The organism is Streptomyces afghaniensis, assembly GCF_044327915.1.
GTDB lineage: Bacteria > Actinomycetota > Actinomycetes > Streptomycetales > Streptomycetaceae > Streptomyces > Streptomyces afghaniensis.
The window spans coordinates 1-21,868 of the sequence record NZ_JBIRGJ010000016.1 but is presented as its reverse complement, the minus strand read 5'-3'; the positions used below and the strand labels follow the sequence as shown (position 1 = coordinate 21,868).

Sequence of the window (21,868 nt, the reverse complement as noted above, 5' to 3'; positions counted from 1 at the left end):
GGCAGGACTCTCCTGTACGTCTTCGCGCCGTGACGGCGCAGAGGGGGGTGCCGGGACGATGCGGCGAGGGCGGCGCGGCGGGGTGTGGGCGGGTGCTCGCCGGCTTCTGCGTGGATCGTCAGCCATGCAGGACGATCTTTCCGGCGGCGGTGCCGGACTCGGCCAGCCGCATCGCCTCGGCGGCCTGGGTGAGTGGCAGCTCGGCGGCGATCTGGGCGGTGATCTCACCGCGCCTCAGCGCTTCGAACACCTCGGTGAGGTCGGCGCGCAGTCGGACCCGGAAGCGGCCGCGGCTCAGGGCCCGGCCGGCCCAGACGTTGAAGAAGTAGGCGCGGCGGCGGTTGGGCAGCGCGTTCCACAGCCACACCCGGCCGAGCAGCTTGAGGACGGGCCACTGCTTGGAGCCCTCGTCGTCGCGGGTTGAGGCGCTGCCGTAGGAGACGAGCGTGCCGCCGGGTGCGAGCAGGCTCCAGGAGTCGGCGATGCTGCGACCGCCGACGTGGTCGAAGACGGCGTCCACGCCGCCCGGGGCCAGCCGGCGGACGCGGGCAGGGATGTTTTCGGTGCGGTAGTCGATCGGGGTCACTCCCCGCTCCCGCAAGGCGGGGTGGTGGCGCGCGGAAGCGGTACCGATCACCTTCGCGCCGGCGGCCTGGGCGAGCTGGACCAGGACTGTGCCGACTCCCCCGTTGGCGCCATGCACCAGCACGGTCTGCCCGGCCCGGACGCGGGCCTTGCGGTGCAGCATCTGCCAGGCCGTGATGCCGTTGATCACCACGGTCTCCGCCTCCGCCGCGCCGATCCCCTCCGGCACCGGCACCACGTCAGCGGCGTCGACGACCACGTGGCTGGCCCAACCGCCGACCTTCAGCAGCGCGGCCACCCGGGTGCCGACCACGCCCGGAGAGACACCGTCCCCGGTCGCCGAAACGGTGCCGACCACGTCGTAACCGGGGACGAACGGGAAGGGCGGCTGGTCGTAGTAGCGGCCCCGGCGCATCTGCTGCTCGGCGAAGGAGACGCCGGTGGCTTCCATGCGGACGACGACCTGGCCCGGTCCGGGGGCCGGGACGGCGCCCTGCCGTACCTCAAGCCCCTCCGGCTCGACCCTGCCCGGCAGCACGACCTCGATCATTTCTCCGGCGTTCATGACGTCCTCCATCGACCCGACCAGCGCAGTTAGTGACTGGCGCTTTCGTTAGAAGCTATAACTCACCGGGAGTGACAGTCAAGAGCGTTCGTAATAGGGTCTAACTGAAGGTGGGCGCCGAGCAGCCGGTCCCGGCTCCCAGGATCCGGTGATCACACAAGGGACGGAATGAGCACATGACCATCGCGGGCAAGGAGACCCCACGCGAGCGCTACCGGGCCCAACTGCGGGCCGAGATCAAGGAGCGCGCCTGGGAGCAGATCGCCGCCGCCGGGGCGCCGGGGCTGTCCCTGAACGCCATCGCCAAGCAGATGGGCATGAGCGGCCCCGCCCTCTACCGGTACTTCGCCAGCCGGGACGAACTGATCACCGAGCTGATCCGCGATGCCTACCGCAGCCTCGCCGACACCATCCGCGCCGCCGCCGCGTCGGGTGCGGATCTGGCCGGACTCGGGCACGCTCTGCGCGCCTGGGCACTGGACGACCCCCAGCGCTATTTCCTCATCTACGGCACACCCGTCCCCGGCTACCACGCACCCGACGACGTCACCGCGATCGCCTCAGAGATCATGGACGCCCTCCTCGACACCGCCCAGCCGGCCGACACTGCCTCCGACACGCCGGACCACGGCCACCCCGACCGCCGTCTGGAGGCCCACCTCGCCGAACACCGGCAGTGGGCCGCCGACCACCCCGCACCGCCGGCCGCCCTGCGCCGCGCCCTGCGCTTTTGGACCCGCCTGCACGGCATCCTCTCCCTGGAACTGGCAGGCCACTTCACCGGCATGGGCCTCGACGCGGCCGAACTGTACGAGAGCGAACTGCGCCACCTGACCCAGTAGACCCTTTGAGGACACCGCGATCGCGGTGATCCACCCGGCATGCGACAGCTGCCCTCTGGCCTGCAAGATCCCGTACGTGCGGTGCGCCTGCCGTCGTGCGGTCTCGCCGTCGCGGCGGTCGGCTCGTTGGTGTGGACTCACCGCAGGTCGCGGAAGAATTCTCTGACGTCGTGGGTGAGCAGGTCGGGGGCCTCCAGGGCGGCGAAGTGTCCGCCGCGGTCGAACTCGTTCCAGCGGACGATGGTGTTGGCTTCCTCGGCCCGGTGCCGGATCGCCATGTCGCCGGCGAAGTTCGCCACCGCGGTGGGCGCCTCGGAACGGGAGAGGGGGAACCATCCGTCCTGGGCGTGCTTGTCCCCCTCGTATTACATCCGTGCCGCCGATCCGCCCGTTGCGGTGAGCCAGTACGGCATCACGTTGGTGAGCAGGGTGTCCCGGTCGATGGCGTCTTCGGGCAGCTCGGCCGCGGGGTTGGACCACTCCTTGAACTTCTCGATGCTCCAGGCGAGCTGGCCGGCCGGGGAGTCGGTCAGGCCGTAGGCGAGGCTCTGCGGGCGGGTCGGCTGGATCGCCAAAGAGCCGGAGCCGACGGCGGCGAACATGCCGATCGCCCCGTGGCGCTGCCGCTCCTGGTCCGTCAGCTTGGCCACCACATCCTCCGGTGCGGGGGCCAGCGGCTGAAGGCCGAGGGTGGCGGCGTTCACGTTTCCCGATGACCGACTCGGGTGCGACCCGGCCGAGCTCTGGCAGCAGCACGTTTGACTGGGAAGAAGCGAGGAAATGCCGTCCGGAAGCCAGCTGCCGGAGACATCGCCGCCGCGATCGCGGCACTCAGTCCCGGGCCGCGCCCCAGGGCCGCATCGGCTCGTGCCGCCCTGAGCACGGACGCCCTGGAGGAAGCCACTCGTGCCCTGGGCCCGGAGCCCGTGGCCTGGGCCGTCAAATGGGGCGCCCGCGCTCTGCAGACGGTCGTCCTGAAGGAGTCGGAGCGAACCGACCTGCCAGTCCAGGCGATCCACCGCTCCTGCGAGGCCCTGCTGCTGGAGATCCTGGCCAGACTCGCCGGCCACGACTTCCAGTACGAGGTCACCGACACCTACCGGCAGATCGCGGCCTCCGCCGCCGAGCAGGCGGTTCCCTTCGACACGGTCGTCCGCAGCATGCGCGAATGCCAGCGGCTCTGGCTGGAGCAGCTGCTGGCCCGCATGGGGCCCACCCTGCCCGCCGAGGCTCTGGCCGCGGTACCGCTGACGGTCGCCGAGGTCATGGACAGCACAATCACCTTGGTGGTCGGGGACTACCTGGCCGAACGCGAGCGCCTCGCCGAGGGCAGGGCGGCCTGGCAGCGGGTCGCCGTCCAGGCCATCCTCGACCGTCGCCCCTCGACATCGACCGCGCCGAGCGGGACCTCGGCCTCACCCTCGGCCACCACCACACGGGCATCGTGCTGTGGCGGCCTGATGGAGCCACCGGCCCATGGCTGAACCGCGTGGCCGCCCAGTTCGCCGACCGGCTGCCCGGCGCGACCCTGCTGACGGTCACCGCTGAGGGAGACCGGCTCTGGGCCTGGCTGAGTCGCGCCCTGCGCCCCGGAGACCGGGAGCGGGAGGCTCTGCCCTCCGTACGGCACGCGCTCGCAGGCACCCGCGCGGTCATCGGGCCGTCAGCACCCGGTACCGACGGATTCGGCGCACCCACCTGCAGGCACTCGACACCGCACGCGTCGTCGAAGCCACGCCCACACCCGACGACGTCACCGACTGGCACACCGTCAGCCTGCCGGCCGCGGTCTCCACAGATCTGGAACGCGTCCGGTGGTACGTCCAGGAGACGCTCGGCCCCCTCGCCAAGGACGACCCGACCGCCGCCGAGCACCGGGCCACCCTCCTCAGCTATCTGGAAACCGGCCAGAGCCTGATCCGCACCGCCGAGGAGCAGCATGTGCACCGCACACGATCGTCTACCGGATGCACCGCATCGAGGAGCTGCTGCCCGCTCCCCTCAGCGAACAGCGCCTGCAGATCCACCTCGCGCTCCGCCTCGCCGTCCAGTACGGCGCCAGGACGCGGCACCGCGCCCAGGCCGACTGACATCGAACAGCCTAAGACGTCGTTTCTTAGCTTGAGTTCTAACCTCAGACCAGCCCTTGGCGTTCGTTGTAGGCGCAAAGTTCCTGATGAGCGGCGGCTCGTCGTGCCGTGATCGGCCGTCGCCTGGGGTATGGGACACGGGCCGATACGGCGCTCGTCGCACGGGAGTTCCGGAACCTGCAGGCCCCGTGTGAGTCAGCCTGGTCCAGAACCGAGAAAGAGCGCAGCCAGCCGCGGCAGACGCCGGCGCATCTGCTGGGCATCTCCAAAGTCGAACGACTCGCCCATGCCCTCGCCGTCCTCCTCTTCGGTCGTGGCGAGAGCGTCGGTGTAGGCCTCCCAGTCCTCCCAAAAGGCGTCCGAGTCACCGGTCAGTCGCTTATACGCCCTGGAGGCTACGAAGTTGAAGTCTTCATCGAAGATGACGTCCTGGTCCCCGGCGGCCGCCGCGATACGCACGGCAGGATGCTCGGCGAGTGCGTCAGGGCAGGCAGCTGCCCGTGCGTACCACTCACGTCCGAGCGCCACCAGACCCGCTGTGAAGTCGCTGAACCGGTCATCGGAGCAGCCCCCGCCAATGAGGTAGGCAGCCGCCCATACGTCCCAGCGGTAGACCGCGTCGCGCAGACGGGAGAAGCGGTGCTCGAAGGCGAGGATCTCTTCCGCGGGCAGGGCCGACAGATGGTCGACGACGGCCACGTCGAGCGGCTTGTCACTGTCCTTAGCGGCGTCCAGCGCACGCCAGAACGCTTCGGTATCCATGGCGGGCAGTCTGCCAGGGCGCTACGACAGCCTCCTCCGCACGCGCGCGGAGGTTAAAAGTCAAGCTGAGGAGCTGTCCGGGCGATCACGAGTCCCGTTAGACATGTCAGGGGGCTAAGAAGTCAAGAGGGTCCGCGAGTCTTGATCGCTGCTGAGCCTGCTGATTGGCTGGCCGACATGACTGATCTCGGACCCGTTGCCTGGCCGCCTGCACCGATCAGGACCGGCAGGCTCGTGCTCCGTGAGCCCGAGGCCCGGGACCGTGCGGTGTTCATCGAACTGCTGGCGTCGCCAGAAGTGCACACCTACCTCGGTGGACCCCGCCCGCGTGATGAGCTTGAGCGCGAGTTGCCCGAGGTGCCCGAGCGGTGGCCCGGGAGCTTCGTCGTGGATCTCGATGGGGCGATGATCGGCCAGATCCTGCTCAGGAGAGCGCCGGAGCGCAGCCGCCCGGCTGCCGCGGGGAAGGCCGATCTCGGCTACCTGTTCCTGCCACGGGCGTGGGGATTCGGGTATGCCGCCGAATCGTGCGCGGCGGCACTTGATTGGTTCGAAAGCGTGCTTCCCGGTGAGCCGGTGGTGCTCGCCACCCAGACCGCCAACGTCGGCTCGATGCGCCTCGCGGCAAAGCTGGGGTTCACCGAGGTGGAGCGGTTCCGGGCCTGGGACGCTGAGCAGTGGCTCGGCCTGCGGTCCCCGGTCCCGCCCTCCGATTGAGCTCGCGCTCGACAGTTCGGATTTGTCGAAGTGCTGTTGTTCTCGTTGACGGAGCCGGGCGGGTTCGCGGGTCAGGCAGGCGCTGGCAGGAGTGGCGCGAAGGCGCGTTGTTCGTCGAACGGCTGCCGGGTCTGGAGGCAGTGGTGAAGCTGTCCGAGGAAGCGGTTGAGCAAGTGGCGCTGTGCGGCATTGTGCCAGTCGCCGTGTTCGCGTCGGCGCCGGTAGTGGGCGTTCGCTCCGGGTTAGGTTTGGAGGGCTGAGAAGGCTCAGAGAAAACCCGCGTGCATGAGCCGGTTGTTCCGCACGAAGCGGCGGCCGACTGAGCGTTTCTTGCCGGATGCACGGGTGATGGGAGCGGAGCCGGCGTAGGACTTGAGCGCTCTGGCGTCGGCGAAGCGGGTCCCGTGTCACCGATCTCGGCGAGGACGCGGGCTGCGAGCTGGGGACCGAGGCCGGGGAAGCTGAGCAGGATCTCGCTGTCGGCGTGCTGGTGGAAGGCGGCTTCGGTGGCCGTGGCGAGGTCGTCCGCGGCCTCCCCGCCCGCGCTGCCGCCCTGCATTTCGGTCGTCTCTCCGGCCCTACTCGGCCCGGTCGGCGTCGGAAAGACACACGTCACCCAGACCCTCGGCCACCTCGCCATCCGCAGGGGCGCAGGCGTCCTCTTCACCAAGACCAGCCGCATCCTCGCCGAGCTCGCCGGCGGCCACGCGGACCGCACCTGGGACAACCGCATCCGCGAACTCATCTGCCCTGACCTGCTCATCCTCGACGACGTCGCGATGCGCCAGCTGACCGCACCCCAGGCCGACGACCTCTACGAACTCGTCAGCGAGCGACAGGCCCGATCCCTGATCATCACCAGCAACCGGGCGCCCAGCGACTGGTATCCCCTCTTCCCCAACCCCGTCGTCGCCGAGTCGCTGCTGGACCGGCTGATCAACGCCCAGCCACCAGGTCATCATGAACGGCCCCAGCTACCGGCCCAACAAGCGACCGAGGAACCCCACCGACAAGCCCGACAAATCCCCGAACGGCTATCGAGTGAGTCTCCGGCCACCGCCACTGCTGTCACAGGCCCCCGCTACTCTCACCGCGTCGAGATCAAGGAGGATCGGGTGCTTGAAGGCGTGCTGATCGCCGAAAGTCTGCGGGTCGGGGCCGAACTGGCCGGAGTCACGCTGCACATCACCAAGATTGCGAGAGTGGAGGTGAACAGCGCGGCGGCTGAGCAGCCACAGCAGTGGACTCTCCTGGACTTCGCTGCCGAGGAGGCCGACGCCGAGCGTCTGGCCGAGCAACTAGCTGCCTGCTTGGCCCCCACGGGGGGTTGGTACGTCAACTACAACACAGCCACCGAGGCGTTCGTCGTCTTCGCCGACAAGGTCTTCCGCTATCCGCGCAGACAAGCGGAAGGACGCCAGCAGGCACAGAACTACGCGCGCTCCATCGGGATCCCCGAACCGCAGCTGGACTGGCAGGACTGAACCGTCGGGCTCCGCATCACGAGCGGAGCCCGCCCGCTGCTAGGCCACCGCCGGCTTCATCTCGGTTCTCCGGTCTGGTCAGGCGTGGTCTCGTCGCCCCGCTTGGCGCGAGGGTCGGAGGTGAACCGGACCAGGCGGGACTCTGTGGGGTGCGCGGCAATCCAGGCTTCGGCGCAGTTCCCGGCCAAGTTCTTCTGTTCAGACCCGCAGGCTGCTCCTGACGTCCGGGAACAGGTATGCCTGAGCGCTCGTGTTGGCGCTTCTGAGCATCAGAGGTGGCGAGGCAGCTTCACCACTATCGAGTTCCCGGCCGCCTGCCTGACGGGCCCCGCGCGAGGCCAGGAAAATTCGTCTGCCTCAAAGGACTGGGCGCGTTATTGTCGACCGCATGAACGTCATCGGCCGAAGCATCATCGCGACCGCGCGAGCGACCAGCTCGCCGGTTGCCGCCATCTGACCTTCTCCCTTTCCCACCGGCGACCGGAAACGGCCCGTCGGTGGTCCCGTGGCGTTCTTGGCTTCTTGCCCCGGTGCGATGACCAGCGTGGTCCCGTCATCCGGTGCCTTCCCCGCTGTGACGCGAAGGAGCCACCCTCATGAACACGGAGAAGATTGTCCGCACGTTCGTCGAGTACTTCGAGGAGCGTGATCACCGCCGGATCACCGGCTCAACGCTGCTGCCACCCCCTGGCGACTCGGTGCTTTTCACCAGCTCCGGCATGCATCCGCTCACCCCGTATCTGGAGGGGCGCCCCCATCCGCTGGGCCAGCGACTGCTCAATGTGCAGCGCTGTCTGCGCACCACGGATCTGGAGGAGGTCGGCGATGCCACCCATCTGACTGTCTTCGAGATGCTTGGCACCTGGTCGCTGGGCGACTACGAGGGCTCACTGAGTCTCGACTGGGGGTACAGGCTGCTCATCGATGGACTGGGTGTAGACCCGGGCTTGCTGCATGCCACCGTCTATGGCGGCGATGACCAGACCGGGCCAGACACTGCTTCCCTGCAGTTGTGGCAGGACCTCGGCGTTCCCGTCGAGCTCACCGTGGAGGACAACTGGTGGTCCAACGGACCGGTCGGCCCGTGCGGCCCCGACTCGGAGATCTTCCTGTGGAGCGGTGACACCCCACCCCAGTCGACACCCACATGCGACGACCGCTGGGTAGAGGTCTGGAACCACGTGATGATGCGCCATCGTCGACTCGAGGACGGTTCCCTTGTACCGCTTCCCCAACGCAACGTCGACACTGGGCTCGGCCTGGAGCGGCTGGCCTCTCTGCTGCAGGGCCAGTCGTCAGTGTTCGAGTGTGACGTCTTCGACCCCTGGCGCCGTATCGTGCCGGCTCTGTGGCCACTTGGCGAACCGTCGCTGCGCCTGGTCTACGACCATCTGCGCTCAGCCATCGTGGTACTCGGCGACGGAGTGCGCCCGGCCAACACTGGACGGGGATACGTACTCCGCCGCCTGCTGCGACGGGCGCTCACCGTTCTGTGGCGGGACGATCCGTCCCGTGGTCTCGGAGACCTGCCGGACGAGTTGGTCTCACACACCCTGGACCACTTCCGCCAGGAAGTAGATCCCAGCGACGTGCGCCGACTGCTGCTCGAGGAGGAGTGCCGGTTCAGTCGGCTCCTTGAACGAGGTAGGCGGCTGCTTGCCCAATCCCGGTTTCAAGGCCCGCTGACGGATGAGGACTTCCAGTACCTCCACGACACCCACGGTCTGCCTCGCGATCTAGTCACAAGCCTGCGGCAAGAGTGATGGCGGGGATGAGAGCGGATGCAGACCGATGAAGGAACCGGCCTTACGGCCCGACCTCGCGATCTCGTCGACGGCGTGGTGGCGTAGTCGTATCGATGATCGCCATCGGTGTCCTGCCAGCCTCGGGAAGCTTCCAGCCGGCCGACTCCGCAGTGCGCGGCGGCGCATATGAGGCAGGGGAGGCCCCGGACTTGAAAGCAAGAATTGCCGCAGGGGCGGTTCGGCGCCCGCCCCGACCACCCGTCAACGGGTCACTCCCGGCGGGCGTCGGAGATGACGCAGGAAGTCCTACGGTGCGAGCCGTAGGTGGCCCCCTTGGGACGACCACGAGAGCACGACGAACACACCGCCCAAGCCCTGCTCTAAGCGGCGGAGCGTGCCATCCAAGAGTCCGGCCCGGAGGCCGTCTCCATCCGCGAGCTGGCATCGGAGGTCGGCACCACCACCCGCGCCGTTTACAGCCTCTTCGGATCCAAGCAGGGCCTCGTCGCCGCCCTGGTAGCCCACGCCTTCGACCTGCTGCGCACGGGAATGGAGCAAGTGCCCGAAACGTCGGCGCCCGACGACGACCTCATCGAGGCCGGCCTCGCGATCCGTGAGTTCGCCCTCGAGCACCCCTCCCTGTTCCGTGTCGTCTTCCGGAACACGGCGGACCCCTTCATGCGGAGCCAGCCCGCCGTCCGCTCCTCGCCCGCCCGCGCCCTGGATGTCCTCAAGGCGAAGGTGGCGCGGCTCGCAGCCGCGGGGCTGCTGGGCGCCGCCGGCGTCGAGGAAGCGACCGTGCACTCTCGCGCGTTGTGCGACGGGCTTGCCGGACTGGAGCTCGGCGGCACGTCAGCCATCCCTGCTGCTGACGGCGAGCGACTGTGTGGCGCAGGGCTCGGCGCCCTCGTGCGGGGCTTCACCGAGCCATGAGCCGCATGCCGGGCGTCCTGGCTCTCGCGCCCGGTGTCATCCCGTTCATCACCGGGACGTCAGCACGCACGAGTCTCGACGCCAATTGCCACTAGAAGTCGACGACGGGCAGTGGAGACTCCCACGGCTTGCCGCCAGGGCATGACCCTGGTGGCCGCCGCCTGTTTGTAAGCACTTCATTGGGCACCAGTGCACGGACCAGAAGCGGCTCCACGACCGGGCGAGTGAGCGCAAGCCGTATTCGAGTGACTTCTAAGCTCACGCACCCCGCGCACCCCTGCACCGACTTGACTCACCGGCGGCGGTCCGGTCGCTGGAGGCTCGAACGGGTCGCTACCCGTCCTGCCAAGCACCCACGGTCCAGAAGACCGCGAAGCACGTCCACACGATGGCGAACACCCAGACCACGGGGTGGCCGCCGAACAGTGCCATGGAGCCGAGCCAGCCAACCCCAACGGCCACGAACAGCAAGCCGAAGTTGGGGAAGGCGAAGAGGCCGGAGAGCCGCCCGCTCAGCAATGCCCATGCGCCGCCCGCCAGGATCAGGCAGCCCAGCGCAAGCCACGGGAGAACCGCCTGCTGCGAGGAGGGCGCGTAGGAGTCGATGTGGCCGCGAACCCTCAGCTCCACGACGTCCCCCTGCCACAGCCGGACTTCGGCGTGGTCACCCCTCCTGGCGTCGTCGTACGTCTCCGGCCCTACGCCCAACCAGGTTGTATCCCCTGGCCGTTGGACCTTCAGGTCGTGGTACGTCGTGCAGGTCGTACCGCCGCCTCCGCCGCCTGCGGTGGTCACTCCGCCGGCCGTCACACCGCCGATAGCGCCACCGGCGGTGTTCATACCGCCTCCGGCCGTGATGCCTCCGGTGGTGATGCCTCCCGTCGTGCCGCCGCTCGTGCCGTTGGACGTGCAGCGCTCGCCCGTCCGCCGGTCGAGCACCGTGCCCGCCTCGCGCCGCACGCACAGTTCCGCCTCATCCCCGTCTCCGCTCCGGCCCCCGCCCTGGCAGACCGGTGCGTCGCGGTACTCCATGGTCGCTCCGTAGCCTTCAGCGACCTGCTGACCGCAGAGCAGGACTCCCCAACCGGCCGCGAGGACGAGCAACCCCCGTAACCAGTGGGGCAGCCGCCCGCGGTACCAAACGTTGCCGTACCCCCTGCTTTTCACCCAGCTGTAATCCCCATTCGGCTGAGCCCTCATACGCCGGCCTCGCCGCGGAACGTGATACAAGAGCCAGTACGGGCGGGTTGGAATCCCAACCCGCCACTGTCGGAGCGCCGGGCGCGCAGGTCCAGCCGCCGCAGGGCTTCATGCTGGGATCGATGGTGTAGCCGTCGCCGGGGGTGGTGAGGTAGAAGCCGTAGCGGGCGATTCACGAGTTTCTGAGTGGTGCTGCTGTCGCCTGATGGTGTGGCGGTGGGGCGGAATCCGCTGGTTCGCTGTTGTTGATCTGGCATCCTGCTGGACCAGGGCGCGGAACAGGCCGGCGGAACCGTCCGCAAGGCCCTGGTCGACCAGGGCTTCAAGAATCAGGTCGTCGCACACGGTGCCGGCCTGGGCATCGACGTCGAGATCGTCGCCCGCGACCCGCAGGTCAAAGGGCTTGTGCCGCAGCCGAAGCGGTGGAGGGTCGAGTAGACCTACGGGATCTTGATACTGCACCGGCGCCGGTCCGCGACTACGAGTACCACCCCTCCCCCTCCGCCTCGCGCGTCTACCGGGCGATGACTCATGTCATGACCCGCCAGCTCACCGGCGCGAACACCCCCACCTGGCGCGAGGCGCTGGGGGTCGCAGCGCGAACATCCAGCCGTTACTCGAAGCCCTGGAACTGCAGGAACAGGATGCCCGGGCCGTGGCCGACGGCCTCCGTGAACACCCCGACTACCCCCGCATCCTCGCCGTCTTCAATCACACGACCGGACCACTACGGGCCCGGGACGTCTGCCAAGCCCTGGGGCACGAACTGCTACCGAAGAACGTCGAAGGCACCCGTGCCAAACTGAAACGCCTGGTCAAGCTTGGGATTTCATCGAAGCCGACACCGGAAACTTCGCAAGAAAGCAATAGCCGACAGAGCCGTCCAGCGGCCTTGCCCCAGCCTCAAGCAGAAACGGACATAACCTTGCAAACCATCCACTAATACTCTAGCTGTGTAAATCGCGATCCGTAATGCGCGGTCTGCCAGGCGTCGGCAGTGCCGGGTTGGGCTGGGTGGCTGCGGGGGGCTGGCGCGTAGGGTGCCCGGATGATTGCGATGCCAGAGGAGTTCGCACTGAGCACCGTCGACCGCGAGGGGGAGGCCGGGGCGGCGTGGATCGCCGAGCTGCCCGGGATCGTCGAGGAGTTGCTGGGGCGCTGGGGGTGTGTGCCGGATGGCAAGGTCATGCACGGGGGCGTTGGCGTCATCGTTCCGGTCCGGCGGGGGGCTGGGGCTGGGGAGAGCGCCGTGCTGAAGGTTTCGTTTCCGCATCCCGGCAATGTCTATGAGCCGGATGCGTTCGTTGCGTGGGGCGGGTGTGGCGCCGTCCTGCTGCATGAGCGCGACGACGAGCGGTTCGCGATGTTGCTGGAGCGGGTTCAGCCGTCGACTTTGGCGGAGGTCGAAGACGGCGACGAGGTGGTGACGGTCGCCGGGCGGCTCAATCGCCGCCTGGCCATCCCCGCCCCGCCCGGCCTGCCCCGACTGCGTGAGCAGGCCGATGCCTGGGAGGAGCAACTGCGCATGGACGCCGAGGAGCTGCCGCATGCGCTGCCGCGTCAGGTGCTGGATGCCGCCGTGGCGACCGTTCGGGAGCTGGGTCGGGCCCAGCCGGACACCCTCATCCATGGCGACTTTCATGCCCGGAACATCCTGCGTGCCGGCCGAGAGCCGTGGCTGGCTGTCGACCCCAAGGGGTACGTGGGAGATCCCGCCTACGACGGCGGCACACTGCTGAAGTCCCGCGCGCTGACCCTCGTCGAAGCGGATGACCTGCGCAAGGCTGTCCACCGTGTCTTGGACGTCTTCGCCGAGGCCGCGGAACTCGACCGTGAACGCGTCCAGCGGTGGGCCCAGTTCCATGCCGTCCAGGCCGCGTTCTGGGGCCGGCGCCACGGTTTTCGTATCGCCCGCAGCGGACCACGGCTGGACTGGCTCACCGAATTCGCCGACCGCCTGGCGGAGTTGCTCACCGAACGCTCGTAGAGGTGATGGTGCTGGCCAGGTCCGGTAGGTGGACGAGTTTAGCCACCATTGATCATCGTGAGCTGTGTGTACTGACGATGAGATGGTGGCCGCAGGTCACAGCATAGATCTCGCCCGGTGGCGGGAGGCGTTCGTGGCGGCCATGGGCCGCATCGCGGGCCGGTTCGCCCGATACGAACCCCGCCTGCGGGCCGGTCGGCTGGTGCTGGGCCTGCTGTCGGACCTGCGCCGCAAGAACTGCTGGACGATCGCGGAGTGGGCCGGGGAGGTCAGCCCGCACGGTATGCAGCATCTGCTGTGCCGGGCCGCCTGGGATGCCGAGGCCGTCCGCGACGACGCGCGCGAATACGTCGTCGAGCACCTCCACGACGAAGCCGCGGTGCTCGTCGTCGACGAGACCGTCGACGTGAAGAAGGGCATCCACACCGTCGGGGGCCAGCACCAGTACCCCGGCACGGCCGGACGGACCGAGAATTCCCAGGTCGCGGTCTACCTCGTCTACGCCGGCGCCCGGGGACACGCGGCGGTCGGCCCGTGAGTGGGCGTAAGAGCTTCTCCTGGCGCGACTACCGGGCCCTGCTGATCGCCGCCCACCAGCAGCTCGGCGGCCCAAGGCCGCCGACCTGCGTCGCGCCCAGGAGCCGCATCGCTATGCGCCACGTCGGCGAACGCCGACCCATCGCATAGCGAGAGACCCGCATGTGAAGATCGCCTTGCTCAGCTACTCCGCCAAGCCACGCGGCGGTATCGTGCACGCCCTTCCCTCGGCCCTGGTGCACGGCGAGGTAGGAGCCGGTGGCCCACGGCGAGAGCCTCAGGCCGGCGAGTGCCGGGCGGACAGCCTCCGTCGAGACGCCGGGCCGGAAGGCGTCGTTGAACTCGTGGTGAGTGAAGCCGAGGAGCAGCGGCACCGGTTCAAGCCGTTCCCCGGACGAACGTATCGGCGACGGGGAAGCGGGATCAGGGTGCCGTCTGCGACAGGGGCGAGGGTGAGATCGGGAGTGGCTTCCTGGCCGAGTTCGGGGCGTCGAGCTTGTCCTGGAGAGCCCGCAGCTCGCCGTCGTTGAGGTCGCGCAGCGCGGCGGCCGTCGCGGCCCCGTGAGCACGATGCCGGCCAGGGCGTGACCGTGCCCGCCGACGGTGCCTACATCAACAAGGGTCTGATCGACACGCACCGTAAGCGTCCCGGACTGCCCCTTCTGATGGGCGAGGAAGAACAACGCTGAGCACCGCAAGGTCCGCGCCCATGTCGAGCACGTGATCAGGCGGATGAAGAACAAGATCCTCCGCGACTGCCGACAGCGCGGCGACGGTCTCCACCACGCCGTCCAGGCCGTCTCCCGCATGCACAGCCTCGCCCTCCCGCATGACCAGACAGGCCCACCGACTACTTGAGCCCGCTTGATCACGGCGGGCTGCAACTCGCTTAGCCACAGGCTGCCAGCTCAGTGAGGAACGCGCGCGCTTCGGGGGCCGGCCGCCATCGTGCGAGGTGGTTTCTGAGCGTACGCAGGTGTTCTTTCGCCCGCTCGGAGTCGACCGTCCTGAGCACGTCCAGGGACTGCCGCCCGGCATGCAGTGCCGCATCCAGCTCGCCTCGCTGGATGTGCGTCGTGCCGACGACAGCCAGACGCATGCCGTGGCAACGCGTGAAGCGGTTGGCCGGAAGGGCTGCCAGGCTGTCCCAGCGCAGTGCGGCGTTCGGCTTTCTGAGGTCACGGAAGATCTCGACAGCGTCGGTGACGATCCGGGCGTGCCCGAAGAAGTCCATCCACTGAGGAGTATCCGGTGCGCCGTGCCCTTTGCCGCACAATTCCTCAGCGGTGGCCAGGGCCTGGCAAGCCGCCAGCTCATCGCCGAGGCGGGCGTGGGCGCGTGCTTCGATGAGCTTGGCGAAACCCCGTACCGACGCAGCCTCGGCGCCGCCGGCCCGGGCATACGCGCCCTGGGTCATGTCGAGCGCCTCATGCGGATGGCCCCGGAGAAGCGCTTGCATCGCCATAGTAGTCAGGACATATGCCCCGAGGGGACGGTCGCCAGCCGCGCGCGCCAGCCGCAGCGACTGGATGAAGTGCCGCTGCGCGACCTGGTCCTGGCCCGCGTCGAAAGCGATCCAACCAGCCAGTCTGGCCAGCTGGGACGTGGCGGCGAACAGCTCGGTTCCGGCCTTGTGGGAGTACGAGCCGCGCAGCAGCGGGGCAGACTGCGCGAGCAGACGAGCCGGTACCGAGGCGGTACGCCAACTGCCGCCGCCGTAGCGGGAGTCCCAGCGGCGTACCTCGTCCGCGGCGCGTTGCAGTTCCCTCACCTCCTCCATACCGACACGGGTCCCGTTACCGGGCGCGCAGTCGCTGTCCGCAGGCTGGGTCAGCCAACGCAGGAAGGGTGTGGAGAATGCCCCGACGGCGAAGGGCGTGTTGGTGAGGAAGTCGCGTCTGTTCACGTGGCTCCAGTAGTCGGCCGCTTCGGTCAGTGCGGCGGTCTTGGTCCGGGTGAAGCCGAGCCCGTCGCCGGGCGCCGGGCTTGCGTCGGGGGCGGTGATCAAGCCCGTCTCGACTACCGTCACCCGTCGTGCAAGACGTTCCGAGAGCGCCTCGGCGATCAGCTGGGGACCCGGATGCCGGGGCACCATCCCTCGGTGGCACCAGTTGGCGACGGATGTGTGGGTGTAGCGACGGGACAGACCACGCAGCCCGGCCAGTTCGTTCACACGCTTGGCCAATGCCTTGTGGCTCATGCCCGACAGCTCCAGCAGTTCAAGAAGTCGGCCGTTGGGAGCCGCCGTCCCCGGGGGCCGTTGCCGACGGTCGCCGCGGGGTTCGGATGAAGTACTCACGAGATCACCGCCCTCGTGTCCGGGACACAAGTGTGCCGCCCGGTACCGCGGTTTGGGCCCAGAAGTAGCGCTTTGAGCCCCCTCGTGCGCCCTGACACGGCGCCGCCCGGTGGTGATTTCGTGGTCTTTCATCCGGTGCTCGGACGGGCTTTCGAGCACCGCGGGCAAATGCTGGAGGTGACATGTTCAGATCTCGGCGGGGCCGGACTCCCGCACAGTCCACACCGGCGCACACCACCGCTCGTTCGTTTTTCGGTTCGCTGAGCCCTCTGTGCCTGTGGTTCGTGGAGCAGTCGCAGGATGTCCTGGTGCTGGCTCTGACGGTTGCCGTCGTGGAGTCGGCGGTACGCCTTCGGGAGACTGGGCTATGGGGCAGGGCGTTTCGTACCGACGGTGCCGTCTTCCGCCGGTCCTCCCGGCCGCTGCGTCCTGTGCGCATCACCATCTCCGCGGTGCGCCGGGCGCTGTGGTGGTCGACTGTCATGGCGCTCGGCGGGCTGTCCGTGACCGGCTTCGCTCCTGCCGGCCCTTGTGTGGTCGTGGCTAACCACCGGTCGCACGCCGACGCCCCGGCGCTTCTGGCCGCCCTGTCGGCCCGCGGCAGACCACGGGTGGCCGCGGCGGCCGACTACTGGTTCGTCCGTCGGCGGCGCCGTTACTTCTGCCGCTGGTTCGTCGGTGGGTTTCCGGTACGGCGAGCTGGCGGTGGCCACGAAGATCTTCTGAAGGCGGTCGACTTCCTCGGGAGGAACGGCATCGTGGTCGTCTTCCCGGAGGGAACACGTGGCACCGGGTCGGATCTCGGCCGCTTCCACAGAGGGGCCTTCGACCTGGCCCGCATCGCCGGTGTGCCCGTCATACCGGTGGCCATCGTCGGCACGGCCGGCGTCCTGGCCAAGAACGCCCGGCGCTTCCACCGTGCTCCGGTGCGGCTGGAGTTCGGCGAGCCTCGGCATCTCATCGAACCCGAAGAAGCCCGTGACCACATAGCGGACATGCTGCGGCGGTACGACGCGCCATGATTGTGTCGGTGACAAGCGGTTCTGGTCCACTTCTTGTGAAGTTGACCTGGCTCAGGTAGCTGCGGGCAACGTGTGGTTCCGACCTGCGATGCCTACGCCTGGGGCATGTAGGGGTTGGTTTCTCACTCAGTCGTAGGCAGCCGTCTCTAGGGTGTGCATCACGGAAGTCCACTGATCGTCCTGGAGGCATCATGCCCTTGCAGATGAGGTTGAGCGCGATAACCCTCGACTGCCCGGATCCGCTGGCTTTGGCGGCGTTCTACCAGCAGGCCACCGGTCTGGAACTTCATCCCAAGTCGAACGCTGACTTCGCCGGTCTCGACTGTGAGGACGAAGTCTTCATCGGTTTTCAACGGGTCGATGACTACCGGGCTCCGCGCTGGCCTGCACAGACTGTTCCTCAGCAGCTTCACATGTGCTTCAAGGTCAAGCAGGACTTGGAAGAGGTCGAAGCCCGGTTGCTGGAGCTCGGTGCGGGCAAACCCGATCATCAACCTCATGGGGCCAGGGCGCGCGTTCTCACCGATCCGGTTGGGCACCCCTTTTGCATCGTTGAGGAGGCTGAGTAAGGAGGTCACGACGGCTGTGGCAAGACTCGCTTGCGGAGGAGTTCGAATCCCGCGCGGCCGAACATCTGCCCCTTGAGCATTTTGATCCGGTTGACATGGCCCTCGACGACTCCGGAGTTCCACGGTTGTGTGAGCCCGGCGATGACGGCGTCGAGGTCGCGTTCGAGGTGTTGGGCGAAGCGGCGGAGACTGGGCAGCTCGCTGGTAGCGGTGGCCGCTCCGATCCATGCCGGCAGTTGGTCCCTTTGCAGGTGGGTGAGCATGTGGGCGAAGGAGCCCACGTGCTCGGCGAGTGTGGTCAGTTCGGGACAGGCGGCCAAGACGGCCTCGAACTGGAGCCGGTCGCCTTCGGGCAGGGCGTCGGGGTGGGTGAGGATCCACCGGGTGACAGCGCGGGCCCGATGTCGGCCGGGGCCCAACCGGCTGGGGCCTTGTCGTGCAGGGTCCTGCTGACGTAGTTACGGACGTTGCCGTAGCCGTCCGGCTAGCCCTGCTCCCTGATCTCCTCCCACATTCTCCAGGCGTTCGTGCAGCCTTCCCGCCACCGCTGGTCGAGGTAAGGCTTGTAGGCGTCGAGTCTCGTCGCGCGGCTCTGCCACTGCCCTGTGAACAGCTCCTCCGGGGTGGCGGCGCGAGAGAAACGCAGGATGGTGTTGAGGGACATGCCGAGCTGCCTGCGACGGACCGCTTGCTGTGACCGGCCGCCAGGAGCGCGTGGATTGCGGCGTGCTTCCCGCGTGTGCGTTCGGCGAAGCGGTGGCCCGTCGGCCACGGCGATGACGCAGTCGGCGCAGCCTCCTCCGGTTCGTCGGGCGGTGTCGAGATACGGCGCAGACAGCCGCGGTGCCGGTATACGCACTTCTCTCCCCTCCCCCAGGTTGTGCCAGAGGTGCCACCGGTCGGCGACCTGAAGAACCTGTGGGGCGCCTCGGGTGGCACCTTCGGCATAGAAGGGGGCACGGTCTCGGCAGACGATCTCGATGCCGGGTCGCTCGGCGAGCCAGGCCGCCAGCGTGTCTGCTTCACGGTCAGGCAGAAGGTCGATCGGACGACGCATCTCGACGTCGAGGAGCACAGTTCCGTAGATCCGACCCTTGCGCTGGGCGTATTCGCCCACGCCGACCACGCGGGGCATAGCGATGGGCGGGTCCGGCAGCGAGGCGATCAGCCTCAGCAGGGTGTTCCGGCTGACCGGTACCCCAAAGACGTCCGTCATCCGGTCGCCGGCCCGGCCCGCGAGTGCAAGACCGACCGAGACCAATGTCGATGGCAATCGCTCGGTCCGTCGGCCGAACCGGCGGGTGAGCTCGGGTACCTGCTCGGCGAACGTCTTGCGCGGACAGGAGCGCTCCGCGCAGACGAAACCAGTGCGCCTGGAGCGAGCCCGAAGGAGGCATGGCCGTCATTGCCGGCCACGTCAGCAGCTACTGATCCGCCGCAACCGCACCGCCGGCGAGGTGGCCTACGACAACTGTTTCAGCCCACGGACGGTAGCGTTGCCCGCCCTGGTACGCGTCGCCGGAACCCCTCTGGAAGATCGAGGAGACCTTCCAAGCAGGCAAGGGCCTCGCCGGCCTGGATGAGCACCAGGTCCGCCGCCACACCCCCTGGCTGTGCTGGGTGACCCTCGCGATGCTCGCCCACGCCTGCCTGGCCGTCATCCGCGCCGGCGAGCACTACGAACACCCCGCCCCTGCCGGACTCATCGCCCTCACCTGCACTGGTCCCTATGGCGTCATCGACACCATGGCCCGCGCCCGCGACTGCCACTACCGCCGACGCGAGGCCACAGCATGAAGATCCACAACTGCGGATGGAGTATTAATTGACTGAGCTCAGAAGCAACCGACCGAAGGCAGTGCGCCCCGAGGGGTCCCTCATGCCGCCGTTAGCGCCGCCAGGGCGCGGTCCATCGCGGCGTTGAACTCTTCCGGCGTCAGCGGCAGCCGGGACTTGACGTCCCGACTCCACTGGTCGGCGAGAACCTCGGCGGAGCCCGCCTCGACACCGTCGAGCGTCGCGTCGGCCAGGTCCGACGGCGCGATCTTGGCCACGGGCCAGCCCGCGGCCATGTCGGTGTCGGCCAGGCCGAGGTGCACCGCTGTCACGAGTGTGCCCTGCTCGGCGAGTTCCAGACGGACGCCGTTGGTCATGGCCCAGGCGGCGGCTTTGGTCAGATGGTAGGCATTGGCGCCCTTGCCCCCGAACCATGACATGGCGGAGAGGACGTTGACGATCGCGCCCCCGCCGTGCCTGGCGAGCGCCGGCGCGAACTCCCGGATCATTCTCAAGTGGCCGAACATGTTGGTCTCCAGCTCGTGCCGCACCGCGTCCAGCGAACCGTTCACCAGGTCGGTCCCCGTCTGGATCCCCGCGTTGTTGATGAGCAGCGAGACGTCCGGGGCGGCCTCGGCTGCGGCCCTCACGGACGCGGGATCGGCGATGTCGAGGGGCAGCACCTCGACCCCGGGCAGGTCCACAGTCTCGGGCCGGCGAGCCGTCGCGTAGACCTTGCGGGCGCCCCGTTCGAGCAGGCGCTGGGCGAAGGCGCGGCCCAGGCCGCGGTTGGCTCCGGTGACAAGGGCAACTGAGTTGTTGATGTCCATGCCCGGTACGCTAAAACCTGACGTTAACGTCAGGGGCAAGTGCTGGTCCTCAGGGCCGAGGTGAGAGGAATCACCATGACCGTCACAGAGGCCGCGGGCGAGCGGCTGATCCGCATCGGCGAGGTGGCGCGGGATGCCGGCGTTTCGGTACGCGCCGTGCGCTACTACGAGCAGCAGGGGCTGCTCATCGCGGAGCGCAGCCCATCCGGCCAGCGCCTCTACCGGCAGGATGCCGTCCCCCTGGTCCGTTTCTTCCAGCAGATGTTCGCCGCTGGCCTGACCAGCCGAAGGATCGCGGAGCTCCTTCCGTGCTGGGACTTCGGGCATACCGACGCCGAGCAACGAGCCATGCTGCGCGCCGAGCGGGACCGCATCCAGGCCAAGATCGACGACTTGCAGGGTGCCCTGGACCGCCTCGACGAGGTCATCGCGATCACGGACACGCACCCGTAGGCGCGATCGGTCGGACGTCGCACCAGCGATCTCCGGCTGGAGTACTAGCTGACGCCAACGCCCTGGGCGGCACGCACGGACCACCCCACCCGGCGCCGGGGCCTGACCCGCCCGTCGCCCAAGATGCGCTCAAAGGCGCATAAATCCGCACGCGCGCAATGCGCTACAACCTCCGCTGCTGGGACGTCCGCTTCGCCTTGGAGGCGCCACCACGCCTGCCCACCGCAGAGACGGGTCCGCTGACCGAGCCGGTCATAGGCGAACTCGCCGACCTGGTCGAGAGCGTGATCAGCAGAAGGGCTCAACGGAAGGCAGATCTGGACAGAACTCATGGGCCACCACGAGTACTTGGTCACATAGGACAGCAACCGCCACTACATGCGATTCACACGTGTCCTGTCGCAACGATCTGGACCGGGCCCGGAGTTGCGATCTGGGACGACCAGATCGGCTGCGACGTAGGGACGGTGGGAAATCTCGGTTGATCTGGTCCTCGGCGAGTGGATGTCGAATCGTGTCGCAGTTGATCTGGTTCGGCTCTGCACCCCCACGAGAGACAGCCCATTCCCCTTCGAACCGTCGGGACCTCTCCCGAGTTCAGTCACTACCTTGGTCTAACCAGGATGCTCAAGGCGAGCGGAGGACGGAGTGCAGCAGATCGGGCCAAGGGTCGGAATGCGGCTGATCCACATCACCCACACCGAGCACCGTGGGTCAACTACCTACCGTTACTACCAGATCCAGACCGCCTGGGTCGACCGGCCACCCGAGGGTGTCCGAATCGGATACCTGCGGTGCGCCACCTGCGGTGACATGGTTGGCTTCCGGCTACACAGTCAGGCACGTGCCAAGACACGCCGACGGCTGTGGCTCGCCATCGCGCTCACCGCAGCAGCGGCCCTTACGGTGCTCATCATGCTGACGGGGATGATGATCCGCAGCGACGCGGGGACGGAATCCCAAACTCTCCTGCCCAGCGCCCTCGCGGCGGTTGTGCTGATTATTTCAGTCACCGTCCTTCCCGGCGAGGATGGCGTGACGCTCGCCCGTCGGAAGAGCGGCCCACACTGCTTCAGGCCACTGAACCCACGCGCCGCGTGGTCCAAGCCACCCGCTACCGACTGGCCTGTCCGCGCGGAGATCGCCTTCTATGACTCAGACCCACTCGACTACGGCGATGCGGAGGGGGACCCACTCGCCCCCTGAGTTCCAAGCAGGTCAGCGAACCTCACGGAGACCGCCGGCGAATCGGACCCGATCACTTGAGATTGGGGCCAACATCGGAGGTGGGACCACACGATCCCGAACAGCGTCAGCACGAGCAGAGGCGTTGACATCCAACCCAGTCAGCCCAATTCGGCGGTCTGCACACGACTAAGAGGTCCTAACAAAGGCGTTGGACGTGGCGGTAGGTGATCAGGCAGGTGGCGAGGCCAAGGAAGGCTTCGTGGATGTCGTCGCGTCGTTCCCAT

Annotated in this window: 23 protein-coding genes and 7 pseudogenes; 20 read left to right on the top strand and 10 right to left on the bottom strand. The window is 68.0% G+C overall.

The features are described from left to right. Positions 1-118: 118 nt before the first annotated feature. On the bottom strand, positions 119-1,150 hold the full coding sequence (locus tag ACH4G3_RS41840) for a medium chain dehydrogenase/reductase family protein (protein ID WP_397629401.1): 1,032 nt from the start codon (positions 1,148-1,150) through the stop codon (positions 119-121). A 176-nt stretch (positions 1,151-1,326) separates the two neighbouring features. Here ACH4G3_RS41840 and ACH4G3_RS41835 point away from each other — a divergent pair, with 176 nt between their 5' ends. Next, a complete protein-coding gene (locus tag ACH4G3_RS41835; protein ID WP_397629400.1) occupies positions 1,327-1,992 on the top strand; it encodes a TetR/AcrR family transcriptional regulator in 666 nt (221 codons plus the stop codon). A gap of 137 nt (positions 1,993-2,129) precedes the next feature. On the opposite strand, the gene ACH4G3_RS41830 is transcribed toward ACH4G3_RS41835, so the two are convergent. Together ACH4G3_RS41830 and ACH4G3_RS41825 are read right to left on the bottom strand one after the other, a co-directional pair. Then, positions 2,130-2,291 carry a hypothetical protein gene (locus ACH4G3_RS41830; protein ID WP_397629399.1) on the bottom strand — a complete coding sequence of 54 codons (162 nt, stop codon included), beginning with the start codon at positions 2,289-2,291 and terminating at the stop codon, positions 2,130-2,132. 66 nt (positions 2,292-2,357) lie between these two features. Then, the gene (locus ACH4G3_RS41825; RefSeq protein WP_397629398.1) at positions 2,358-2,696 is read right to left on the bottom strand and encodes a hypothetical protein; all 339 of its coding nucleotides are present in this window, start codon (positions 2,694-2,696) and stop codon (positions 2,358-2,360) included. 222 nt (positions 2,697-2,918) lie between these two features. On the opposite strand from ACH4G3_RS41825, the gene ACH4G3_RS41820 reads away from it, so the two are divergent. The 3 genes from ACH4G3_RS41820 to ACH4G3_RS41810 are packed head-to-tail and all read left to right on the top strand — an operon-like array spanning position 2,919 to position 4,082. After that, the gene (locus ACH4G3_RS41820; protein ID WP_397629397.1) at positions 2,919-3,476 is read left to right on the top strand and encodes an RsbRD N-terminal domain-containing protein; all 558 of its coding nucleotides are present in this window, start codon (positions 2,919-2,921) and stop codon (positions 3,474-3,476) included. Next, complete coding sequence (locus ACH4G3_RS41815; protein ID WP_397629413.1) at positions 3,380-3,910, top strand: hypothetical protein; 531 nt, start codon at positions 3,380-3,382, stop codon at positions 3,908-3,910. The genes ACH4G3_RS41820 and ACH4G3_RS41815 overlap by 97 nt, the downstream gene beginning before the upstream one ends. Before the next feature lie 49 nt (positions 3,911-3,959). Continuing rightward, on the top strand, positions 3,960-4,082 hold the full coding sequence (locus ACH4G3_RS41810; RefSeq protein WP_397629396.1) for a hypothetical protein: 123 nt from the start codon (positions 3,960-3,962) through the stop codon (positions 4,080-4,082). A 195-nt stretch (positions 4,083-4,277) separates the two neighbouring features. Here ACH4G3_RS41810 and ACH4G3_RS41805 read toward each other — a convergent pair whose 3' ends face one another. Continuing rightward, positions 4,278-4,844: a DUF4240 domain-containing protein gene (locus ACH4G3_RS41805; RefSeq protein ID WP_397629395.1), complete on the bottom strand. Its 567-nt coding sequence runs from the start codon at positions 4,842-4,844 to the stop codon at positions 4,278-4,280. A 177-nt stretch (positions 4,845-5,021) separates the two neighbouring features. Between ACH4G3_RS41805 and ACH4G3_RS41800 the strand changes: the two genes are divergently transcribed. Further along, entirely contained in the window at positions 5,022-5,561 is a 540-nt protein-coding gene (locus ACH4G3_RS41800; protein ID WP_397629394.1) for a GNAT family N-acetyltransferase, read from the top strand. Between the two features lie 71 nt (positions 5,562-5,632). Here ACH4G3_RS41800 and ACH4G3_RS41795 read toward each other — a convergent pair. Then, positions 5,633-6,093 (bottom strand): annotated as a pseudogene (locus ACH4G3_RS41795) (transposase); the annotation flags it as partial. 37 nt (positions 6,094-6,130) lie between these two features. Between ACH4G3_RS41795 and ACH4G3_RS42415 the strand changes: the two are divergent. The 5 genes and pseudogenes from ACH4G3_RS42415 to ACH4G3_RS41775 all read left to right on the top strand — a co-directional run. Further along, a pseudogene (locus ACH4G3_RS42415) lies at positions 6,131-6,578 on the top strand (ATP-binding protein); the annotation flags it as partial. 98 nt (positions 6,579-6,676) lie between these two features. Continuing rightward, positions 6,677-7,045 (top strand): hypothetical protein, encoded by a 369-nt coding sequence (locus ACH4G3_RS42410; protein ID WP_449657614.1) that lies wholly within the window; start codon positions 6,677-6,679, stop codon positions 7,043-7,045. A 596-nt stretch (positions 7,046-7,641) separates the two neighbouring features. After that, entirely contained in the window at positions 7,642-8,808 is a 1,167-nt protein-coding gene (locus tag ACH4G3_RS41785) for an alanine--tRNA ligase-related protein (RefSeq protein ID WP_397629392.1), read from the top strand. Between the two features lie 378 nt (positions 8,809-9,186). Then, positions 9,187-9,294: pseudogene (locus ACH4G3_RS41780) on the top strand (TetR family transcriptional regulator); the annotation flags it as partial. A gap of 54 nt (positions 9,295-9,348) precedes the next feature. After that, positions 9,349-9,723, top strand: coding sequence for a TetR-like C-terminal domain-containing protein (locus ACH4G3_RS41775; RefSeq protein ID WP_397629391.1), 375 nt, complete (start codon positions 9,349-9,351; stop codon positions 9,721-9,723). A 333-nt stretch (positions 9,724-10,056) separates the two neighbouring features. On the opposite strand, the gene ACH4G3_RS41770 is transcribed toward ACH4G3_RS41775, so the two are convergent. After that, on the bottom strand, positions 10,057-10,755 hold the full coding sequence (locus ACH4G3_RS41770; protein WP_397629390.1) for a hypothetical protein: 699 nt from the start codon (positions 10,753-10,755) through the stop codon (positions 10,057-10,059). Positions 10,756-11,178: 423 nt separating this feature from the next. Here ACH4G3_RS41770 and ACH4G3_RS41765 point away from each other — a divergent pair. From ACH4G3_RS41765 to ACH4G3_RS41745, 5 genes and pseudogenes are all read left to right on the top strand, one after another. Then, positions 11,179-11,522: pseudogene (locus ACH4G3_RS41765) on the top strand (IS5/IS1182 family transposase); the annotation flags it as partial. A gap of 449 nt (positions 11,523-11,971) precedes the next feature. Beyond that, a complete protein-coding gene (locus ACH4G3_RS41760) occupies positions 11,972-12,910 on the top strand; it encodes an aminoglycoside phosphotransferase family protein (RefSeq protein WP_397629389.1) in 939 nt (312 codons plus the stop codon). A gap of 142 nt (positions 12,911-13,052) precedes the next feature. After that, positions 13,053-13,439 (top strand): annotated as a pseudogene (locus tag ACH4G3_RS41755) (transposase); the annotation flags it as partial. 5 nt (positions 13,440-13,444) lie between these two features. After that, the gene (locus tag ACH4G3_RS41750; RefSeq protein ID WP_397629388.1) at positions 13,445-13,597 is read left to right on the top strand and encodes a hypothetical protein; all 153 of its coding nucleotides are present in this window, start codon (positions 13,445-13,447) and stop codon (positions 13,595-13,597) included. Between the two features lie 428 nt (positions 13,598-14,025). Then, a pseudogene (locus ACH4G3_RS41745) lies at positions 14,026-14,305 on the top strand (transposase family protein); the annotation flags it as partial. A gap of 31 nt (positions 14,306-14,336) precedes the next feature. On the opposite strand, the gene ACH4G3_RS41740 reads toward ACH4G3_RS41745, so the two are convergent. Further along, a complete protein-coding gene (locus ACH4G3_RS41740) occupies positions 14,337-15,647 on the bottom strand; it encodes an NsdA family TPR-like regulatory protein (protein WP_397629387.1) in 1,311 nt (436 codons plus the stop codon). 530 nt (positions 15,648-16,177) lie between these two features. On the opposite strand from ACH4G3_RS41740, the gene ACH4G3_RS41735 reads away from it, so the two are divergent. Then, entirely contained in the window at positions 16,178-16,768 is a 591-nt protein-coding gene (locus tag ACH4G3_RS41735) for a lysophospholipid acyltransferase family protein (RefSeq protein WP_397629386.1), read from the top strand. 191 nt (positions 16,769-16,959) lie between these two features. Beyond that, positions 16,960-17,337: a VOC family protein gene (locus ACH4G3_RS41730; RefSeq protein WP_397629385.1), complete on the top strand. Its 378-nt coding sequence runs from the start codon at positions 16,960-16,962 to the stop codon at positions 17,335-17,337. A 5-nt stretch (positions 17,338-17,342) separates the two neighbouring features. Here the strand turns inward: ACH4G3_RS41730 and ACH4G3_RS41725 are convergent, their stop codons facing one another. Together ACH4G3_RS41725 and ACH4G3_RS41720 are read right to left on the bottom strand one after the other, a co-directional pair. Then, positions 17,343-17,756: a transposase gene (locus tag ACH4G3_RS41725; RefSeq protein ID WP_397629384.1), complete on the bottom strand. Its 414-nt coding sequence runs from the start codon at positions 17,754-17,756 to the stop codon at positions 17,343-17,345. Between the two features lie 65 nt (positions 17,757-17,821). Next, positions 17,822-18,553: a transposase gene (locus ACH4G3_RS41720; RefSeq protein WP_397629383.1), complete on the bottom strand. Its 732-nt coding sequence runs from the start codon at positions 18,551-18,553 to the stop codon at positions 17,822-17,824. A gap of 202 nt (positions 18,554-18,755) precedes the next feature. Here ACH4G3_RS41720 and ACH4G3_RS41715 point away from each other — a divergent pair. Beyond that, a pseudogene (locus ACH4G3_RS41715) lies at positions 18,756-19,134 on the top strand (IS701 family transposase); the annotation flags it as partial. Between the two features lie 80 nt (positions 19,135-19,214). Here ACH4G3_RS41715 and ACH4G3_RS41710 read toward each other — a convergent pair. Then, a complete protein-coding gene (locus tag ACH4G3_RS41710; RefSeq protein ID WP_397629382.1) occupies positions 19,215-19,943 on the bottom strand; it encodes an SDR family oxidoreductase in 729 nt (242 codons plus the stop codon). A gap of 75 nt (positions 19,944-20,018) precedes the next feature. On the opposite strand from ACH4G3_RS41710, the gene ACH4G3_RS41705 reads away from it, so the two are divergent. Then, positions 20,019-20,396: a MerR family transcriptional regulator gene (locus tag ACH4G3_RS41705; protein ID WP_397629381.1), complete on the top strand. Its 378-nt coding sequence runs from the start codon at positions 20,019-20,021 to the stop codon at positions 20,394-20,396. Positions 20,397-21,044: 648 nt separating this feature from the next. Further along, positions 21,045-21,602, top strand: a complete 558-nt coding sequence (locus ACH4G3_RS41700) for a hypothetical protein (RefSeq protein ID WP_397629380.1) — start codon at positions 21,045-21,047, stop codon at positions 21,600-21,602. Positions 21,603-21,868: the final 266 nt, after the last annotated feature.

Excerpts from the sequence above, each read along its gene's own strand:
- ACH4G3_RS41840 (WP_397629401.1), bottom strand. The coding sequence starts at position 1,150 with ATGAACGCCGGAGAAATGATCGAGGTCGTGCTGCCGGGCAGGGTCGAG.
- ACH4G3_RS41835 (WP_397629400.1), top strand. The coding sequence starts at position 1,327 with ATGACCATCGCGGGCAAGGAGACCCCACGCGAGCGCTACCGGGCCCAA.
- ACH4G3_RS41810 (WP_397629396.1), top strand. The coding sequence starts at position 3,960 with ATGCACCGCATCGAGGAGCTGCTGCCCGCTCCCCTCAGCGAACAGCGC.
- ACH4G3_RS41805 (WP_397629395.1), bottom strand. The coding sequence starts at position 4,844 with ATGGATACCGAAGCGTTCTGGCGTGCGCTGGACGCCGCTAAGGACAGT.
- ACH4G3_RS41800 (WP_397629394.1), top strand. The coding sequence starts at position 5,022 with ATGACTGATCTCGGACCCGTTGCCTGGCCGCCTGCACCGATCAGGACC.
- ACH4G3_RS41785 (WP_397629392.1), top strand. The coding sequence starts at position 7,642 with ATGAACACGGAGAAGATTGTCCGCACGTTCGTCGAGTACTTCGAGGAG.
- ACH4G3_RS41770 (WP_397629390.1), bottom strand. The coding sequence starts at position 10,755 with ATGGAGTACCGCGACGCACCGGTCTGCCAGGGCGGGGGCCGGAGCGGA.
- ACH4G3_RS41760 (WP_397629389.1), top strand. The coding sequence starts at position 11,972 with ATGATTGCGATGCCAGAGGAGTTCGCACTGAGCACCGTCGACCGCGAG.
- ACH4G3_RS41740 (WP_397629387.1), bottom strand. The coding sequence starts at position 15,647 with ATGAGCCACAAGGCATTGGCCAAGCGTGTGAACGAACTGGCCGGGCTG.
- ACH4G3_RS41730 (WP_397629385.1), top strand. The coding sequence starts at position 16,960 with ATGCCCTTGCAGATGAGGTTGAGCGCGATAACCCTCGACTGCCCGGAT.
- ACH4G3_RS41720 (WP_397629383.1), bottom strand. The coding sequence starts at position 18,553 with ATGACGGACGTCTTTGGGGTACCGGTCAGCCGGAACACCCTGCTGAGG.
- ACH4G3_RS41710 (WP_397629382.1), bottom strand. The coding sequence starts at position 19,943 with ATGGACATCAACAACTCAGTTGCCCTTGTCACCGGAGCCAACCGCGGC.
- ACH4G3_RS41705 (WP_397629381.1), top strand. The coding sequence starts at position 20,019 with ATGACCGTCACAGAGGCCGCGGGCGAGCGGCTGATCCGCATCGGCGAG.